At 47.2% G+C, this 14,698-nt stretch carries 13 protein-coding genes; 4 read left to right on the top strand and 9 right to left on the bottom strand.

Going from position 1 to position 14,698, the window contains the following annotated elements:
• Positions 1-291: 291 nt before the first annotated feature.
• On the top strand, positions 292-2,211 hold the full coding sequence (locus PMG25_RS15265) for a GTPase family protein (protein ID WP_283767759.1): 1,920 nt from the start codon (positions 292-294) through the stop codon (positions 2,209-2,211).
• 500 nt (positions 2,212-2,711) lie between these two features.
• Here the strand turns inward: PMG25_RS15265 and PMG25_RS15270 are convergent, their stop codons facing one another.
• Together PMG25_RS15270 and fumC are read right to left on the bottom strand one after the other, a co-directional pair.
• Positions 2,712-2,948: a hypothetical protein gene (locus PMG25_RS15270; RefSeq protein ID WP_283767760.1), complete on the bottom strand. Its 237-nt coding sequence runs from the start codon at positions 2,946-2,948 to the stop codon at positions 2,712-2,714.
• Between the two features lie 28 nt (positions 2,949-2,976).
• Positions 2,977-4,380, bottom strand: coding sequence for a class II fumarate hydratase (gene fumC, locus PMG25_RS15275; protein ID WP_283767761.1), 1,404 nt, complete (start codon positions 4,378-4,380; stop codon positions 2,977-2,979).
• A gap of 243 nt (positions 4,381-4,623) precedes the next feature.
• On the opposite strand from fumC, the gene PMG25_RS15280 reads away from it, so the two are divergent.
• On the top strand, positions 4,624-5,811 hold the full coding sequence (locus PMG25_RS15280; protein ID WP_283767762.1) for a quaternary amine ABC transporter ATP-binding protein: 1,188 nt from the start codon (positions 4,624-4,626) through the stop codon (positions 5,809-5,811).
• Between the two features lie 37 nt (positions 5,812-5,848).
• Positions 5,849-6,841 (top strand): ABC transporter permease, encoded by a 993-nt coding sequence (locus PMG25_RS15285; protein WP_283767763.1) that lies wholly within the window; start codon positions 5,849-5,851, stop codon positions 6,839-6,841.
• Between the two features lie 76 nt (positions 6,842-6,917).
• Here the strand turns inward: PMG25_RS15285 and PMG25_RS15290 are convergent, their stop codons facing one another.
• On the bottom strand, positions 6,918-7,859 hold the full coding sequence (locus PMG25_RS15290) for an aldo/keto reductase (RefSeq protein ID WP_347178846.1): 942 nt from the start codon (positions 7,857-7,859) through the stop codon (positions 6,918-6,920).
• Positions 7,860-7,951: 92 nt separating this feature from the next.
• On the opposite strand from PMG25_RS15290, the gene guaD reads away from it, so the two are divergent.
• The gene (guaD, locus tag PMG25_RS15295; RefSeq protein WP_283767765.1) at positions 7,952-9,277 is read left to right on the top strand and encodes a guanine deaminase; all 1,326 of its coding nucleotides are present in this window, start codon (positions 7,952-7,954) and stop codon (positions 9,275-9,277) included.
• Positions 9,278-9,466: 189 nt separating this feature from the next.
• Here guaD and PMG25_RS15300 read toward each other — a convergent pair whose 3' ends face one another.
• From PMG25_RS15300 to PMG25_RS15325, 6 genes are all read right to left on the bottom strand, one after another.
• Positions 9,467-10,978 carry a hypothetical protein gene (locus PMG25_RS15300; RefSeq protein ID WP_283767766.1) on the bottom strand — a complete coding sequence of 504 codons (1,512 nt, stop codon included), beginning with the start codon at positions 10,976-10,978 and terminating at the stop codon, positions 9,467-9,469.
• Positions 10,968-11,198, bottom strand: a complete 231-nt coding sequence (locus PMG25_RS15305; protein WP_283767767.1) for a hypothetical protein — start codon at positions 11,196-11,198, stop codon at positions 10,968-10,970. Before PMG25_RS15305 ends, PMG25_RS15300 begins: the two co-directional genes overlap by 11 nt.
• A 320-nt stretch (positions 11,199-11,518) precedes the next feature.
• Complete coding sequence (locus PMG25_RS15310) at positions 11,519-11,875, bottom strand: hypothetical protein (protein WP_283767768.1); 357 nt, start codon at positions 11,873-11,875, stop codon at positions 11,519-11,521.
• 188 nt (positions 11,876-12,063) lie between these two features.
• Complete coding sequence (locus PMG25_RS15315) at positions 12,064-12,411, bottom strand: XisI protein (RefSeq protein WP_283767769.1); 348 nt, start codon at positions 12,409-12,411, stop codon at positions 12,064-12,066.
• The gene (locus PMG25_RS15320) at positions 12,399-12,815 is read right to left on the bottom strand and encodes an element excision factor XisH family protein (RefSeq protein ID WP_283767770.1); all 417 of its coding nucleotides are present in this window, start codon (positions 12,813-12,815) and stop codon (positions 12,399-12,401) included. Before PMG25_RS15320 ends, PMG25_RS15315 begins: the two co-directional genes overlap by 13 nt.
• A 126-nt stretch (positions 12,816-12,941) precedes the next feature.
• Positions 12,942-14,552: a CHAT domain-containing protein gene (locus PMG25_RS15325; RefSeq protein ID WP_283767771.1), complete on the bottom strand. Its 1,611-nt coding sequence runs from the start codon at positions 14,550-14,552 to the stop codon at positions 12,942-12,944.
• Between the last annotated feature and the right edge of the window lie 146 nt (positions 14,553-14,698).

Genomic DNA, 14,698 nt, shown 5'->3' on the forward strand with positions numbered 1-14,698 from the left:
TTATAAATCATTGCCCCTCATCCCCCTACCCCCTTCTCCCACAGGCGCTGTCCTGCTTGCCCTGAGCGAAGTCGAAGGGAGCGAAGTCGAAGGGAGAAGGGGAAAAGTCCCTCTCCCGTGGGAGAGGGATTTTCCTTTCCCTTTGGGACATGAACGGACATGAAAGGGAGAGGGCTTTTTCTATTTCACAACTCAAATGGACTTGCTATAGCATATATTTTCGTATAATTAAGAGTAATTTTTAATTTTTAACTTCTAATTTTTTCCGCTTCGCGGACATGAAAGTGAATTATGGTGCGTTTTAAGCTGTGGCAGTGGATCGTTTTGATTACCCCGATCGCCGCGATCGTCATTTTACTGCTCGTTGCTGCCGGATGGCAGATCCATACCTGGGGTATTAGCTGGATCTGGGCGATCTTTATCCTGGTGTTCCTGGGGTGGCGCTGGTTGTTGGTGCTGTGGACGCGCCCCATGGTGGAGCAGCTTGAAGCGGCCGTGGAAGCGGTGAGCGCGGATATGGAGGCAGTGACGGCAGAAACTCAATCGGCCATTGGTAATGCGGAAATTGGGGCAAAAATTGAGACCCAGTTGGAGAAGATTTTGAAGGAGTCGAAAGGCGATCGCCCCATTTGGGAAGATCAGCCTGCCTTTTTTCAACGCTGTCAAGCCGTGGTAGTCTGTGTGGCTGAGGCTTATGGACAGGATGCCCAATATCCCCTCCTGAATATCTATATCCCCCAAGCCTACGGGTTAATTCAAGGAACCGTGGAGGATGTGGGACGCGCCATTACCCAACTTTCTCCGGTTCTCAATCAGGTGACTGTTGGCCAAGCCTATCAAGCCTATGAACTCTATCGCAAGTTGGAACCCTCGGCGCGTAAAGTATTACAGGCTTGGGGTTGGGCCCAATGGTTGCTGAATCCGGCCGCAGCAGCCGCCAAGCGAGCTACGCGCAAGTGGGGAAATCAGGCGACTCAGGAATTATTGGTAAACTTGGGTCAAATGTTACGGGAGTCAGCTCTGCGGAATCTCTGTCGGCAGGCGATCGCCCTCTACGGCAATGTAGCGCCCCCAGATTTGAACGTTTCCGCCTCCGAGCTAACCCTACCCAAAGCCAAAACCGAAACCCTCCGCGCCATTATTGCCAAAGCCTCTCCAGAGGAGGCGGTCGAGCAACACCCCCTAAATCTGCTCTTAGTGGGACGGACAGGGGCGGGTAAAAGTAGCCTGATTAACACCTTATTTCAAGCAGAACGGGCGGAAGTGGATGTTTTGCCCAGCACGGACAAAATTCAGAATTATCAATGGCAGGGAGCCAATGGCGAGGGGTTGAATCTGTGGGATACTCCCGGTTATGAGCAGGTGAACCGGGCAGATTTGGCCGAGCAGGTGTTGGAGTTTGGCGCTAAAGCGGATTTAGTCTTATTGGTGACTCCTGCCCTCGATCCGGCTTTGCAGATGGATGTGACGTTCTTGAAGCAACTCCGAGAACAGAATGAAACCCTACCCCTAATTACCTTGGTGACTCAAGTTGACCGCTTGCGCCCCATCCGGGAATGGTCGCCCCCCTATGACTGGCAAGCAGGGGAGCAGCCGAAGGAGTTGGCGATTCGGGAGGCAACGGAGTATCGTCAGCAACAGTTAGGCGAGTGGTGCGATCGCGTCCTTCCAGTGGTCACCGCAGATACGCAGATGGGTCGCCAGAGTTGGAATACGGACAAGCTCTCGGCAATGCTCATGGAGGCGATCGGGCCGGTGAAAGAGGAGAGACTAGCGCGATTTTTACGCGATCGCGATGCCCGTACCCTAGCCGCCGCCAAAATTATCGATCGCTACACCTTCCAAATGGCCACCACCCAAGGACTAACCGCCCTCCTGAAAAGCCCCGTCCTCCGATTTGTATCAACGATTGCCACCGGTTCGCCTACCCTCGCCTATCTCCTCGCCGAACAAATCCCCATCGAACAGCTCCCGGTCGTGATTGGCAAGTTACAGATGGCCTATGATTTATTTTTGCTGTTGAGTAATGATCCAGAATTAGAAGTCAAATTTGAACTCTTGACCCTCTGGCCCCAACTGTTGGAAAATCCCGCAACCCCCGATAAAAACGCCTGGGCTTTCGGTCACGCCCTGGTAGAATACTGGGTGCAAGGTTTGAATGTGGAAGAGTTGGGCGATCGAGTTAAATTTTATCTAGAGATGCGAAAGTAGGACAACATAGAGCGCCCAAAGCACGATACAGCAGTTTTCGCTGCTATGAGGTACATTTTGATCCCCCTTTCATGTCCGCTTGCGGAAAATCCCTCTCCCACGGGAGAGGGACTTATTGGGTCTTAGAAACCGGGTTTCTTTTCCCTCAGCAATTGGTGCCCTGCGCTGTCGCTAACGCACCCTACTGTTGTGACTGTATTAAAATAGGGGATTAGGGTAGGGTGGGTTAGGCGGCTAAAACCCAGACTGTGATAGCAATCTATCAATCCGCCGTAACCCACCATTTTAGGGTTTTCACGGCACTACTGTCTAATTTGATGCATTATGAGGAGTGCATGAGAGGAGTGCAAGCATCTTGCTCGCTTTTGTTTTCCCTAGCGAGCGAGACGCTCGCACTCCAGACACGCTACGCTAAAGCACTCCAGAAAACCTATTGCCCTATTGTAGCTGAAACAGTCCACTACTGCCTCCACCAGTATGTTGGTATCACATAAAATCATCTAATCCTCTCTGTTCCAGGCTTGTATACGCAAGGATTCAGAGGTTATCTCTTTATTTTCCCACAGGCCAGCCAGCTCAAAAAAGGCTTGCTCTTTGTCCAAGCTAGGATCGGGGCTGGTGTTTTCAGGCAGTTGGTGCGATCGCCCTTCCAAGCGTTCAATGAATTCAATCACTTGATGCTGTTGTTCGGGGGGAAATGCTCGGATTTTGGCGATCGCCATTTCTAGGGTAAGCATAATTCAGAGCCTGTGCATTGATCTGGTGTTACTGGGGATAAACCATGTTTTCGGCTACGACAATGCGATCGAATTCTTCGGCAGAAATATACCCCAATTCCAAACAAGCTTGCTTGAGGGTTAAGTCTTTTTCTAGGGCATAATGGGCGACTTTAGCGGCATTATCATAGCCGATCGCCGGACTCAGGGCGGTCACCAACATTAAGGACTCGTTCAGATAAGTATTAATTTGTTTCTGATTGGCTTGCAGTCCGTCCAACAGAAAATCGGTAAAATTATTGCAGGTATCGCCCAATAAAGTAATCGATTCTAAGAGATTAAAAATCATCATGGGCTTAAAAACATTCAGCTCAAAATGCCCTTGGGAACCCGCGATACTAATGGCCGTATCATAGCCAATTACCTGAGCCGCTACCATTGTCATCGCCTCGCATTGGGTGGGATTGACTTTACCGGGCATAATGGAAGAACCCGGCTCATTTTCCGGTAAAATCAACTCTCCTAAACCACAGCGCGGCCCACTGCCTAAAAAGCGAATATCATTGGCAATTTTCATCAAGGAACAGGCCAGAGTTTTCAATGCTCCACTGGTCATAATCATGGCATCATGTGCAGCAATGACGGCGAATTTATTCGGGGCAGAAATAAAGGGATAGCCGGTTAAATGCTGGATTTTTCGGGCTACCTGTTGGGCAAAGCCTTTAGGTGCATTTAAGCCCGTGCCGACGGCGGTTCCTCCAAGTGCTAATTCATACAGATCGGGTAAGGTTTGTTCGATGCGCTTTAAGTCTGCGGTCAATTGGGCTACATAGCCAGAAAATTCTTGACCGAGGGTGAGGGGAACGGCATCTTGGAGATGGGTGCGGCCAATTTTGACAATGTGGGCAAACTCTTCGGATTTCTGTTGTAGAGCATCCCGCATTTTGGTTACTTTGGGGAGCAGATGCTGATGGATCGCCAAAACTGCGGCAATATGCATGGCGGTGGGAAAGGTATCATTGGAAGACTGGGACATATTGACATGATCGTTGGGATGAATGGGGGTTTTGCTGCCCAGTTCTCCCCCCGAAAAGGCGATCGCCCGATTTGCAATCACTTCATTGACGTTCATGTTGCACTGCGTCCCACTTCCAGTCATCCACACGCGCAGGGGAAAATGATCGTTGAGTTTACCGGCAATAATTTCATCGGCAGCTTGGATGATTAATTCTGCCTTATCCTTCGGAAGTTGACCCAACTCCTGATTGGTAATTGCCGCCGCTTTTTTCAAGATGGCAAAGGCAACAATCACTTCTTGAGGGATAAAATTGTGACCAATCGAGAAATATTTCAGCGATCGCTGGGTTTGCGCTCCCCAATAGCGATCGCTGCGTACCTCAATTTCCCCCATACTATCTTTCTCAATCCGAGTCTGAGCTGCATCTTGCGTCATATCCTGATTTCTCCATCTCCTGATTCCTTAGATTGTAGAGTGAGTTGGGAAGGCCGGGAAGAGGGGCAGGATGGGGGGCTAAGTCTGTATCTCATCTAATTAGAAAATAATTAGAAAATAATTAGAAAACGGCTATATCCTCCCATGACAGCTCAGAACAATGGGGTCGTCGTTTATAGTGTATACAGTAGCGCTCTGCTGGGTTATCCATCGATCGCTATTGATGTCATACTTGGAATCATCATGAGTGAAACCAAAATCCACCTGGAAAACTTAATCAAAATCTACGGTAAACATACCTCGACAGCCCTGCAACGGTTTCGAGAGGGGGCAACCCGTGAGATGATCCTGAAGGAAACCGGTAATGTGCTGGGGATCGCAGATGTTTCTCTGAAAATTAATAGTGGGGAATTGTTTGTAATCATGGGATTATCGGGATCGGGGAAATCAACCCTGGTTCGTTGTATTAATCGCTTGATTGAACCCACCAGCGGCAATATCTATATTGATGGCGAGGAAGTAGTACATACGAGTCAAAAGCGAATTCGGGAAGTTCGTCGCACTAAAATTGCCATGGTGTTTCAGAAGTTTGGCTTGTTTCCCCATAAGACAGTCGTCGAAAATGTGGCCTATGGCTTGAAAGTGCAAGGCATGGATCTTAAGCAACGGCGCGAGAAGGCCATCGACATTCTAGAGCGGGTGGGATTAGCCGACTGGCGAAATTATTTACCCTCGTCCCTGAGTGGAGGGATGCAACAACGGGTGGGGTTAGCGCGAGCGTTAGCGACAGATGCGGAAATTTTGTTAATGGATGAAGCCTTTAGCGCCCTCGATCCCTTGATTCGCCGGGAAATGCAAGATGAATTAATGCGGTTGCAGGCCGAATTGCAGAAAACGATTGTATTTATTAGTCATGATATCCAAGAAGCGCTGAAAATTGGCGATCGCGTGGCAATCATGAAAGATGGTGCAGTCGTACAAGTCGGGACTCCCGAAGACCTAGTTTTAAGTCCCATTGATGAGTATGTCAGGGCCTTTACCCAAGAAGTCAATCGCGCTCAAGTTCTGAAAATCGGCACAGTAGCACGCAAAAGTAACCCCTTAAATGGAGATCAATATACGATTCAGCTTGTCCTCGAACAGATGAAACAACAAGGAGTCAATCAACTCTATGTGGTGAATGAAGATAAAGTTCCCGTCGGGTTACTTCAGAAACACCGTCTAGAATATGCCCTCAACAATGGCAATCAAAATTTAGCCGATCTGATGGTCAATGACTTTCCTAGAATCGAAGATTTTCATTGCTTAGAAGCACTCTTTTCCCTCTCAGAGGCAGGCGTGCCGATCGCCGTCACCAATGCGGATGGCCAATTCCAGGGTATCATTACCCCCAAAGAAGTGTTAATGAGTATGAGTGGCCTTAAAGCATAAACGATCTTTAAGTTATGTTGTTTCGTTGAATACATTCATGATTGACTTTTTATCCCCATCTTTAATCAGTGAAACGCCAGTTTTCCTTGACCCCTTCCAACTGTATACCTTACCCCTAGGAGATTGGGTCAGCAGCTTGGTTAATTTCTTGGTCGATCAATTTCGCCCAATTTTCCAACTGATTAGAATTCCCTTCTCTGTTGTCCTCACAACCATTGAAGCCAGCTTATTAGCCATTCCTCCCACCTTATTCTTAATTCTATTGGGGCTGCTCGTCTGGCAATGGTGTGGTTCTGGGATTGCCATCTATAGCCTAGCCGCTATGACAGGCATTGGTTTACTGGGAACCTGGGAACCCGCCATGACCACCTTATCCCTGGTCATTTGTGCGGTCACGTTCTGTATCATTATTGGTTTACCGATTGGCATTTTAGCCGCTAGAAGCGATCGCTTTGACTCCATATTGCGGCCCCTTCTCGATGCCATGCAGACCCTACCCTCCTTTGTTTATTTGGTTCCGGTGGTCATGCTCTTTGGGATTGGGGAAGTTCCCGGAGTGATTGTTACCTTGATTTTTGCGGTTCCTCCCCTGATTCGACTCACCAATCTGGGAATCCGTCAAGTCTCTAAAGAAGTAGTGGAAGCGGCGATCGCCTTTGGTTCCACCCCCAACCAAGTCCTCTGGGAAGCCCAAGTTCCCTTAGCCTTACCCACCATCCTCGCTGGTGTCAATCAATCCATTCTCTTAGCTCTATCCATGGTCGTTGTGGCCTCCATGATTTCTGTTGAAGGTCTCGGTCAAATGGTATTGCGAGGCATCGGCCGGTTAGATGTAGGATTAGCCACCGTTGGCGGAGTCAGCATTGTTTTAGTCGCTATCTTATTAGACCGAATCACCCAAGCTTTAGGAAAACCGAAAAAACTCTCCTGGAAAAAGCGCGGGCCCATTGGATTTGTGCTTTCTTTTCCCCAAAAACAAGCCCTCACTAGCGTGATTGTGCTAATCTCTGGCTTATTTTTGTTAGGATAGACCCACTGAAACCTATCTGAAATTGTCCCCGGATTGTCGATTTACAATCCCTTTAGGAAAGTCTCGAAGGTTATCTCTAACTTAACCAAGGACGGGTGACTTCTTCTAAATCATCCACATCTTCTGGTTTTAAGCTCCATCCTAAAGCGCCTGCATTATCTTGAGCTTGCTTGGCATTTTTAGCCCCCGGAATTGGAATTACTCCTTGGCAAATCAGCCAATTGAGTGCCACTTGAGATGGAGTTTTCTTGTATTGATCGGCAATTCGTTTTAAGCGGGAAATCACGGGGGCAATTTTCCGTAATCCTTCCCGGCCAAATTCTGGGCTAAGTTTTCTGGCTCCTGTTGGAGCATTCACTGATGTATATTTACCCGTTAATAATCCTTGAGCCAGGGGACTATAGGCTAAAATTGTAATGCCTAACTCGCGAGCTGTTTCTAGAATGCCATTGATTTCAATTTTTCGACTCAGTAAGGAATACTTGACCTGATTCACGGCTAGAGGAATCCCTTTTTTGGCTAAAATTCCGTGAGCTTCCCGCATTTGCTGGGCGGAATAGTTGCTCACGCCTATGCTTTGAATTCTGCCTCGTGTCACTTCATCCGCTAACCGATTCAGCAAGGTTTCTTGACTCATCAGAAAACTAACCGGTTGATGGATTTGATAGAGTTCAATATAATCCACTTGTAGCCGATTCAAACTATTGGTAATCGCCTCGGATACTGTTTCTGGTTTAATCCTCCAAGGAACGGGAAAATACTTGGTGGCGATTTGCGGCGATCGCCCGGTTTCTTTCATTAACCGACCAATCAAAGATTCCGACTCTCCCAACCCATAGACTTCTGCCGTGTCGAAAAAACTGATTCCCCCCTCTAGGGTTGCCTCAAATGCCTTTCTAATTTCCGCTTCGCCATAGGTATTGCCATAGTCCCAAAACAGTTTATCACCCCAAGCCCATGTGCCGATTCCCAAGGGAGTGACCCGAATATCCGTTTGACCCAGTTGCACCGTTTCCATGGTTAAATTCTGATGACTCAATACTTGTTTATATTAGAATAATTCCAGAAAAGTCAAGCTAGACCTTTAGTTTACTCTAACTCATCTTCTCCATGTCTGCCCATTCTGCTGCTTACTCAGCCTTCCGGGGGGCGATCGCCGATTTTCTCCATAACCCCTTCTACTATGGGGAATCAGAGAGTGTGCGCTATTTTCCCGACGGCTTACTCATCCTAGAAAACGGACAAATTGAAGCGATCGGCGATTATCAAACCCTGCACGCTCAATATCCCCATCTCGAAATTACAGACTATTCCGGAAAACTGATTTTACCCGGTTTTATTGACCTCCATATTCACTATCCACAAACGGAAACGATCGCCTCCTATGGAGAGCAGTTATTAGAATGGCTAGAAAAATATATATTTCCCGTAGAAAAAAAGTTTCAAGACCCAGACTATGCCCAAACTATTGCTGATTTTTTTCTTGATGAACTGCTCCGCAATGGTACAACCACAGCCGTTGTGCTAACGACCATTTTTCCTCAATCGGTTGACGCTTTATTTACGGCTGCCCAAAAACGCCAGATGCGAATGATTGCCGGGCAAATGCTCATGAACCGCAATGCGCCCGACTTTTTGTTAAATTCTCCCCAAACTGCCTATGAGCAAACCCAAAGTTTAATCCAAAAATGGCATCATCAAGACCGATTACTCTATGCTATAACGCCTCGATTTGCTCCAACTTCAACCCCAGAAGAATTAGAAATAGCCGGTCAGTTACTCCGTCAATATCCCGATCTTTATCTACATACCCATTTATCCGAAAATAAGAAAGAAATTACCTGGATTCACCAGCTTTTCCCGCAAGCATCCGATTATCTTAATGTGTATGAGCAGTTCGGGTTAGTCACAGAACGCTCTATTTTTGCCCATGGTATCCACCTGAGCGACTCGGAACGGCAACGGTTAAGTCAAAGCCAGAGCGCGATCGCCTTTTGTCCCACGTCTAACTTATTCCTCGGTAGCGGATTATTCAACTTACACGCAACCCAAACCCAATCCCCCGCCATTCCTGTGGGGTTAGCCACCGATGTGGGGGCAGGAACCAGCTTTTCCCTGCTCAAAACCATGGGAGATGCGTATAAAGTGCTGCAACTGCAAGGACAAGCTTTTTCCCCTTTTCAAGCCTTCTATTTATCCACCTTCGGTGCAGCACAAGCCTTACATTTAGAGGATAAAATCGGCAATTTTGAACCCGGAAAAGAAGCAGACTTTATCATCATCAATCCGGCTGCAACTCCGTTAATGAAATTACGCAATCAAAAGCAAATGCCACCAGAGAATCTTTCACAACTGGCTGATTTACTCTTCACCTTAATGATATTAGGAGACGATCGCAACATCGAAGCCACCTACATTCTCGGTAACCTCTCATAGGTAATATCAAGTTCGTTGGATCAACTATAGTATGTCATTGCGAACGGAACGCAGTGGAGTGAAGCAATCTCTTTTATCTCGGTAGTTTTGGCGTTAGCGAAGCTTGCGCGAAGCGCGAATGCTTCCCTGCGGTCGCAATGGCAACTGTTTAACCGGACTTGATATAATGGGTAATGGGTAAACCATTTTTCACGCTTGATTGCGATCGCCAGAATCCCCAGAATCTGTCTGCGTATCGTTATCTCGCTTTCGCTTTTTCGCTAACTTGCGTTTCATGGCTTGCCAAACGATGAAGGCAAAGGAAAAACTAACGATCAGTGCTACTAAAAACGGATGGGGATATTTGCCATGATTGGGTTCCCAGGGCCAAGTGACGGGTTGCGTGATTAGACCGAAACTTGATGCTAAAATTGACCCCGTGGCGATGCCCATACCGATCGCCTGAATCTGATCCTGTAGTGCCTGCTCTGCGTTGCGTTCTTCGTTCGCTTTATCTTTTTCATAGGCTTGCCATCGGCGATCGCTTTCTGCTTGGTCGATTTCCACTAAACCGCGTAATGTGGCGATCGTTTTGTCTAACAACCCCGAACCCTGGCGAAAATAATTCAAATCCGCCTGGATCTGCTCCTGAAAATTAATCGCCTCCTTCTCTCCAAACTGCCGAAACCCTTCCATAGAGGCTTGTGCTGCCCCCTCTAGAGACTCGATCAGCTCCTGATAATTCTTGGTGTTGATGGCGATCGTATTGTACCAATACTCCAAATTTCGCAACGCTTTGGAATAATACAGCGAAGTCTTCAACAACTCTTTGAGCCTCGACTTCAACCCCTTCAACTCCTCATCCGAAAATCGCGCCATACTCTCCCGTTGCAAATAGTCCCGATCAAACCCCTCCAACTGCTTCTCATTCGCTTTAATAATCCCATCCGCCTTCTCATAATCAGAACGGCTTTGTTGGAACGTTTTATTCACCTTGTGAGCATACAACAACAACTCCGGCAAATCTTCATACACCTTCTTTAAGATCAGGGTTGGCGACTCATCAAACAAAAACCAAATCAACAAACGACCATAGGGATTTTCCTCTAAACTCAACCTCGGATTTCCATACTCATATAAATAGCCCCCAAACCATCGAGAAACCAGAAAAAGTCGGGGCAACAGCTCCGAGTTTTCCAAGCCAAAAAACGCCAGCCAGCACTCGGTCGCCAAGTCCTTTAAATCATAGAGATTGCCTGGAGGGGAACCTGGCAAATAGGTACTTAACAGTAGCGTTTGTCCCAAATATCCCACCCGATTCTCATCTGGCATAAAACAATTGTTCGGATTCAATGCTTTCAAATCCTTGAGTAGCAATTCATCCTTTTGATAATGCTCTGGATAATAAACATTCAGATTCAGAGCATAGGCATCATGTATCGATTGGGGATAGACAAACCCCTCTAAATTGAGACCGGGAACTTCAAATTCAGCAATCTTAGTTTTCAGCAAATCAAACTGTGATGCAGGCTTATCTTTCCGTAGAGTCCAATTCCACTTAATCCCGAACGGACTTAAAACTTGCTCATACTGCTTTTGTACCCAATCAACATTAAACTCCTCCAAGCTAGACTCATCGACATCACCCATCACCAACCCATCATGGTACTGATAGGAAAACCAATACAAAGCCGGAGCATAGATTACGGTTTTAGATTCCATCTTTCAAACAGTCCCAGTCCTCTTCATCGACAATTGGACGCACTAAATCCCCTAATGTTTTGCCTTTTCCTGCAATTTTTTCTGGAGGAGTGCGTCGCTTTCTAGGATATTCATATTCGCTTAAAACTGTAACAATCACTCGCGCAGATTTCACGTCAGGTTTTTCCGTTAACCACTTAACCTGATCATCTTGATAAATTGCTTCATAACTTTTCAACATCATGCTCTCCTTATGTTCAATTGATGCGTGATATCAAGTCCACTAGATCAGTGACAATTTGTCATTGCGAACGGAACGCAGTGGAGTGAAGCAATCTCAACCATCTCGGTAGTTTTGGCGATCGCTTCCTGGAGGTCGCAATGACAACGGTTTAACCGGACTTGATATGAATTGCCAAGATCTTGCCCTCTCCCTATATCCCTCTCCCCAGGGAGAGGGACTTCAAGATCTTGCCCTCTCCCTATATCCCTCTCCCCAGGGAGAGGGACTTTCTTTCACCCCCTTCTCCCGTGGGAGAAGGGGGCAGGGGGAAGAGGGCATCACCCCTGGGAGACAGAACTTTCACCCTTGTTTTTTGCCTCTTCTACTCGCTTCTCAATCAACGCCTTATTATAAATCACACTAGGTTTTTCCCCCTCCGGTTTTTCCTCCTGGTTGGATAAATTCTTTCCCATATTTACCCGAAACTCAGCTAACTCCTTTCGGTCTAAGACTATCCCATGTTCTCGACACCACACCTTAATCACCTTCGCCAACGCCAACGGTTTATCCTCGGTGTCTTGTAGACTCTTTTGTAATCCGCCTACATCCGGTAAATTAGCCGGTGATTTCTCTAACCAGGTCGAGAAATCTTGCAGAAATAATTCCGACTCTGAAGGCATTAAATTCTCACTCATCTTCCTTACTCCTTATTCCTTAATTTCTCAGTATCCTTCGTGTCTCTGTGGTTTTTATCTAAAATAGGGCTTTGTTTGTAGTAAGCACTTTAGTGCTTAAAAGCCTAGCTAGAGAGGGCTGAAGCCCTCACTACAAACAAAATCTAATGCATCAAATTAGCTGAAACAGTCCACTACGTTGTTCATTGTTAATTCACTGCGAACCCATCATATTGCCGCATAAACGGTGCATGATAAGCCAAAACAATCTCCTCCTTGGGAATTCCTAACTCAACTAACTCATTGGCAACACCTACTTCTGTACCATCATGTTGAATCCAAATTTTATGGTTGAGAATATCAATATGAATCAGGGGGCCGAAAATACGCATATGGCGATTCCATCCGGCATGAAATACCTGATAATGATCCTGTTGGCGATCGAAAAATGTATATACCTCAATGTCACCATTAGCGGGTTTGGCTGCACCATAGTGATTAATGATTGTTTCAATACTCTGGCGATAATAGTTAAGTTTGTCTTCTATTTCTTCCATTGTACAATCACCTCTTGATTGGGGTCAAAGACTAAAATATTTAAGTTTGCTTCTTCAAGAGTCGTTTGGGCAAAAGGGCGGCACACAAACTCTTGATAAGTAAATAAAGGAATAGCAAGATACAGCTTGCGCTCAGGTTCTTGTTGTCTTAATGCTACCCGATAACTAAAACATTGACCTACTGCTAAATGAAATTCATAAATTGTGGATGGAGCAAGAAAACTCTTTACTTCAACCGCAATCTTTTCGAGATCCCGTTCTGCGGCAATTAGTTTTTCTCCAGCTAGATCGATTTGAACACGAGCGCTGTCAAAATCTAAGTAAAGAGGGTCATGGGTAATCTGCCATCCCTCTTTGACTAATGCCGTTTTAACAGTGTCGTGAAAATAATCTTTTGCTGCCATGTTTTTAAGTTTTTATTTTGGTGCGTTACTATGGTTTTTATCTTGGTGCCCTGCGCTGTCGCTAACGCACCCTACATTGTTAATTGTTAATTGTTAATTGTTAATTGTTAATTGTTCATTGTTTAATTATATTCCGTTTGCGCCGAAGGCTGACCAGTAGCGGACATCAGAAAAGGGGGGGTCGTCATAGTCGAGGAGCTTGAATTTAAATTGGTCTAAGTCCTCTGAAGTGAAGTTTAAGTCATGTTGACACCAGTCTAACAATTGCTTTTGGGATGCTTGTCTGAGCCAGGATTGGGCTTGGCTTAAGGCTTTGGCGACGGGGATTTGGGGGGTGAATTCCTGATAGAAGCGGATGGATAAGAAGGCGGTGGCGAAGTCATCGACGCACCAGAAACTGGAGATCACCGAAGGGGTTCCGGCGAAGAAAAAGCCACTGGTTAAGCCGATGTATTCGTCGGTGGTGTCTAGGGCGACTTGACCGGTTTCGCAGGCGGAAAGGAGGACGAGGCGAGAGAGGGGTAGGTCTAGGTTAGCGTAGATTTCGCGCAGGGTGAGGCCTTGGGATTCGGTGTCGAAGCGGCGACCATCCCGGAGGGTGAGGGTGGAGCGGCCGTAGCCTTGGGGGGCTGCACCCCCGGCTAAAATGAGGGCGGAATTGAGGGGATTTTGGCTGTCAAAGCCTGCGTGACAGGCGAAATGCAAAAACAGGCTCTGGCGCAGTTGGGCGAGGATATCGGCGGATTGGAGGGTGGTTTTGTCGGCTTGCTGGTGTTTGAGGATGCGGGTGTTGGGGTCGAAGCGGCGGCGGATGAGTTCGACTTCGAGGTTGGTATAGGGCAGGTCTTGGGTGGGGTTTTGGATGGCGAAAAAGGCTCCGGTGGTGGGGCGTTGGCGGCGCTGGTGTAGGCGTTCGAGGATTTGGCTACTGGGGGCGTAGCGGACTCCTTCGGGGAAGTGTTCGTGGAGGGGTTTGGGGGTTTGGGGGAGTGGGGAAGTGGCCCAGGTGCGGCTTTGTTCGACGGCGCGGATGGCTTGGTCGTAGCCGAAGAGGGCGGTTTCCCAGTCTTGGCGATCGTAGCCGAGGTTGCCTAGGTTGCGCCCTGCTTTGAGAGCATTGAGGGGGAATGAAGCAGGGGTGAGAACTTCTAGAGCAGCTTTGAAGTATTTGATTGCTTCAGAATGATTCTCTAAGTCAATGTAGGCATAAGCAATATTTTCTTGAGTTAAGGCCCAGTATTGGGGAAGGCTTTCACGGGTATAGACTTGCAAAGCGGCTTCGTAACAGGCGATCGCCTGCTCGATATTCTCCCCCCGCTCTCCCTGGATGCGGTATAAGTAGGCAACCGCTAAACTATTTTGTATGGTTGCCCATTCAGTGGGTGAAGTCTCTTGTGGGAAAAAGTCTAGGGCAACTTGATAGATAACAAGGGCAATTTCTAAGTTAAGCGCTCTTTCCCCTAACGGGAATTGTTGAATGGCATTCCCCAAATTAAACAAGTTAATAATGGTATCGCTTGTCCAGTGGTTGCGAGCAAAGGTGGGTATGGTTTGCGCCAGTTCTAAGTTTATTCGTTCTACGTTCTCTTGCAAGAGGGGATAAACTGCGGCCGAATCTCCCCCGCTTGCGGATGTGGCTTGCAGGAGTTTCTGCAACAGTCGCTCATAGTCTGTATCGGTAGACTGGGGTGCAGTTTTGCCTCGGAGTTTATTAAACCAGTTACGCCAAAAGGTCATTTTTATTCAACAGGGTTAGGTTGTGGGTGGGTGACCCTAGTTTGAGTATAACCAAATCTCTGGTCAGGGATGGGGGTTGTGCCCTCTCCCTAAATCCCTCTCCCACGGGAGAGGGACTTCTGCTCCCCTTCTCCCTTCGACTTCGC

The organism is Roseofilum capinflatum BLCC-M114 (genome assembly GCF_030068505.1).
GTDB lineage: Bacteria > Cyanobacteriota > Cyanobacteriia > Cyanobacteriales > Desertifilaceae > Roseofilum > Roseofilum capinflatum.